Genomic DNA, 3,962 nt, shown 5'->3' on the forward strand with positions numbered 1-3,962 from the left:
AATGAGTTTTACTATGATCAGCTACCCCAACAAAACAAGGTGGCTTAACTAGAGCGGAATATCACTTATAAATACGCTTTTAGTTGTTCAAACAAGTGGGACCACCTCTATTCAGGCTGATGTTTCTTCCTTTTCCATTCACCTTCACCTAAAAACTTTAGACCGGTAGAGTCCACCAGCAAGTTGAGCCCACCACTGCTTTTTTGATAACTAATCGTAATATCAATATGTTTTTGTCTTCTGCAAAGCGTACTGTAATCTGGTGCTGTCCAATTTAATCCACAGAGCTTAATCAGACTTTGAACAAAACCTGTGACCATACGTAAAGAAAGGCGAAATAAAGATTTAATCATTAGACAGCATTGGATGGCTGTGTCGGAATAAGTTTGATTTCGTCCATACTTGCCTTTTGGCTGCGCATACCATTGAGTCTTAGTGTCAAACCAAATTGAAATATTTCCTCGATTTATTAATGCTCGATTATAAGAAGACCAATTGGTGGTACGATAAATTTTAGGTGCAGGCTTGTTCATCTGGAAATTATATTGTGGAATAAGCCCTTCAAAATCGGTGGCTATTCATTGGGAATGAATATCAAAATAGTTGTATTAGACTATACCCTAAAGTTACAATCTGAAAGTTCATGAAATTATGTATCATTTAAATGATTTTTAATCATAAGTAACATGTAACTTTAGTGTTAAAGAATTATAATTTACGAAATTGTTCATTTTTATCCAATTGGGGCGTGAAAAAGTGAAAGGCCAAAAAGTAGGGTATGTCCGGGTAAGTTCTGTCGAGCAAAACACTGGACGTCAACTTGAAGGAATTGAGGTCGACCGGATTTTTGTTGACCATGCTTCAGGTAAAAATACTGACCGACCTAAATTTCAGGAAATGTTGAACTATGTCCGGGAAGGGGACAGGGTGATTGTACATTCAATGGATCGTTTTGCGCGAAGCCTAAAAGATTTGGTCACTGAAGTAGATAAACTGGTCAAACGAGGGATCGCCATCCAGTTTGTAAAAGAAAATATTACTTTTACAGCCGAATCCACCCCGATGGATAATTTGATGCTTCAAATGATGGGTGCTTTTGCACAGTTCGAACGTGAGATCATTTTAGAGCGGCAAAAGGAAGGAATAAAACTCGCCTCTGCTCAGGGGAAGTACAAAGGTCGGGTGCATAAACTAAAGCCTGACCAAGCTGAAGCTTTACGACAAGCATGGAAGGAGGGGAAGTATCCATCGAAAATGGCATTAGGGAAAGCTTTTGGGATTAGTCGTCAGGCGGTATACCGATATTTACAAGTTAGTGAATAGCTTATTGGGATTAGCAAATCTTTTATGACTTTTACATATATTCTTATTAAAGGAAAACTATTTTTAATCTTTTAAAATAGTTATAAGATAAACAAAATTTGTTGATTTTATAACATGAAAATATCATTACTGATCTCATCACTTCCCAGTCAAAGCACAACCGCAAGAATGCGAATTTGGCGTTCATTAAAGTCAAATGGTGCAGCAACTTTAAGAGATGGTGTTTACCTCTTACCCGAAGCACATTCTGAAAAATTTGAGTCTGTTGTTCATGATCATCTTAATGAACATGGGCATGCCTATATCTTTCAGACTGAACCTCCTGCACATTTAGACCTTGCTCAACTTTTCGACAGAACTGGAGAATATGAAGAACTGAGAACTGAAATTTCACAAATACAAAATACGCTTGAGGAAAATAAGAAAAAAGAACATCTCAAACAGATTCGAAAATTAAGAAAAAACCTCAATTCACTGATAGAAATAGATTTTTTCCCAAATACTCATCAAAGCAAAACACTGAATGAACTCACCCGATTAGAACAAGTTATTGCCCGGTTAGGTGAATACGATGAACCCAATAATTTTGAACAGCAATTAAAAGTCCTATGCAAGCAAGATTTTCAAAATAAAATCTGGGCAACCAGAAAGCGTCCTTGGGTTGACCGTTTGGCATCGGCATGGATCATTCAGAAATTTGTAGACCCTCAGGCAAAATTTATTTGGTTAGAGCATCCCAATGATTGCCCCAAAGATACCTTAGGTTTTGATTTTGATGATGCCCAATTTACCCATATCAATCATCTAGTCACTTTTGAAGTGTTAATGCATAGCTTTGAATTACAAAACCCTGCTTTAAATAAAATCGCTGAAATTGTTCATTTTTTAGATGTTGGGGGAAATGAGCCTGCCGAAGCCTTAGGCATTGAAAAAATCTTGCAAGGCTTAAGAAGCACGATCACAGATGATGATCAATTACTCCATCTTTCAAACCATATTTTTGATGGCTTATATGCAGACTTTCAAAGGAATTTAACATGAATAATAAGCCATCTTTAATAGATGAAACAGAAATTGAATCTATCAGCTTTTGGCAAGCATTCAAATTTTGGTTAAAACTGGGATTCATTAGCTTTGGTGGTCCTGCCGGGCAAATCGCTGTTATGCACCAAGAGTTAGTTGAAGAAAAAAAATGGATTTCAGAACAGCGTTTTATGCACGCATTGAATTATTGCATGCTCTTACCCGGCCCCGAAGCTCAACAACTTGCAACTTATATTGGCTGGTTAATGCATAAAACCAAAGGTGGCATCGTTGCAGGGGTTTTATTTATTCTACCTTCTCTTTTTATCCTCATTGGGCTGTCTTGGGTCTATGTGAAATATGGCAACGTCCCGATCATTGCCGGTTTGTTTTATGGCATTAAGCCCGCAGTTGCCGCAATTGTATTTCATGCCACGTATCGTATTGGCAGTCGTTCATTAAAGAATAAATTTCTATGGGCGATTGCAGTTATCGCTTTTCTTGCAATATTTATTTTTAATATTCCTTTCCCTTTAATCGTTTTATGTGCAGCGATATCGGGTTATTTGGTCGGTAAAAAGTATCCTGATTTATTTAAGCTAAATGCACATCAGTCCAGTCAAAAATCCTATGGACGTGCAATTATTGATGATGATACCCCTACACCTGAACATGCTGTTTTTAAATGGTCTCATCTGATCAAAATAACTGTAATTTCAGCACTTTTATGGGCAATTCCACTCATCTCTTTAACAGCAGTTTTGGGATGGAGTCATTCTTATACTCAACTGGCTTGGTTCTTTACTAAAGCTGCACTTCTGACATTTGGTGGTGCTTATGCTGTTCTGCCTTACGTTTATCAAGGCGCTGTCGGTTTTTATCACTGGCTCACCCCAACTCAAATGATCGATGGTTTAGCCCTAGGTGAAAGTACTCCCGGCCCATTGATCATGGTGGTGGCTTTTGTCGGCTTCTTAGCAGCTTATAACCATTCGCTGTTGGGTGCTGAATATCAATTTATTGCAGGTGCATTAGGTGCAATCATCGTCACGTGGTTTACTTTTATTTTCTCATTTTTCTTTATCTTAGCCGGAGCACCTGTTATAGAGTCCACACACAATCAAATTAAATTTACTGCCCCTTTAACCGCCATTACCGCTGCCGTGGTGGGCGTAATTTTAAATTTGGCACTCTTTTTATGTTACCACGTGCTTTGGCCACAGGGTTTTGAAGGGAATTTTGATTATATCTCTGCCATTATTGCAATTTTAGCTGTAGTCGCATTATTTAAATTTAATCAAAGTGTGCTCAGAGTCATCATCGGTTCTGCTTTAGTGGGTTTAACGATTAAAATTTTACTATAAAGAATGAACACTAGAGGTATGGATAAAAAATCTATGCTTCTTTTGACACGATTCAAGGTATCTTCTTTCATATAAAAAATTAAAGAATATTCCACTAAATCACTCACCATTTAACATAATGGTGGTTATGCGAAGTCGACTTGTAAGCCCCAAGTAGAAATGTCCGGTTTCTCCAAAGTAAAAATGTCCGCTTTTAGAATATGCACTTTTGCAATTTTCTTAGCGGACGGTTTGATATGTTGGTGTCTATGT

At 37.5% G+C, this 3,962-nt stretch carries 3 protein-coding genes and 1 pseudogene; 3 read left to right on the forward strand and 1 reads right to left on the reverse strand.

The features are described 5' to 3' along the window. Positions 1 to 110: 110 nt before the first annotated feature. Positions 111 to 533 (reverse strand): annotated as a pseudogene (locus tag L6C30_RS14310) (IS5 family transposase); the annotation flags it as partial. A gap of 223 nt (positions 534 to 756) precedes the next feature. On the opposite strand from L6C30_RS14310, the gene L6C30_RS14315 reads away from it, so the two are divergent. The 3 genes from L6C30_RS14315 to chrA all read left to right on the forward strand — a co-directional run bounded on the left by L6C30_RS14315 (position 757) and on the right by chrA (position 3,710). Beyond that, the gene (locus tag L6C30_RS14315) at positions 757 to 1,323 is read left to right on the forward strand and encodes a recombinase family protein (protein WP_120365077.1); all 567 of its coding nucleotides are present in this window, start codon (positions 757 to 759) and stop codon (positions 1,321 to 1,323) included. A 114-nt stretch (positions 1,324 to 1,437) separates the two neighbouring features. Next, entirely contained in the window at positions 1,438 to 2,364 is a 927-nt protein-coding gene (locus tag L6C30_RS14320) for a chromate resistance protein ChrB domain-containing protein (RefSeq protein WP_026055779.1), read from the forward strand. Further along, the gene (chrA, locus tag L6C30_RS14325; RefSeq protein WP_001060713.1) at positions 2,361 to 3,710 is read left to right on the forward strand and encodes a chromate efflux transporter; all 1,350 of its coding nucleotides are present in this window, start codon (positions 2,361 to 2,363) and stop codon (positions 3,708 to 3,710) included. The genes L6C30_RS14320 and chrA overlap by 4 nt, the downstream gene beginning before the upstream one ends. Positions 3,711 to 3,962 lie beyond the last annotated feature (252 nt).

Source organism: Acinetobacter sp. KAM396 (genome assembly GCF_021602765.1).
Taxonomy (GTDB): Bacteria; Pseudomonadota; Gammaproteobacteria; order Pseudomonadales; family Moraxellaceae; genus Acinetobacter; species Acinetobacter towneri_A.

Excerpts from the sequence above, each read along its gene's own strand:
- chrA (WP_001060713.1), top strand. The coding sequence starts at position 2,361 with ATGAATAATAAGCCATCTTTAATAGATGAAACAGAAATTGAATCTATC.
- L6C30_RS14320 (WP_026055779.1), top strand. The coding sequence starts at position 1,438 with ATGAAAATATCATTACTGATCTCATCACTTCCCAGTCAAAGCACAACC.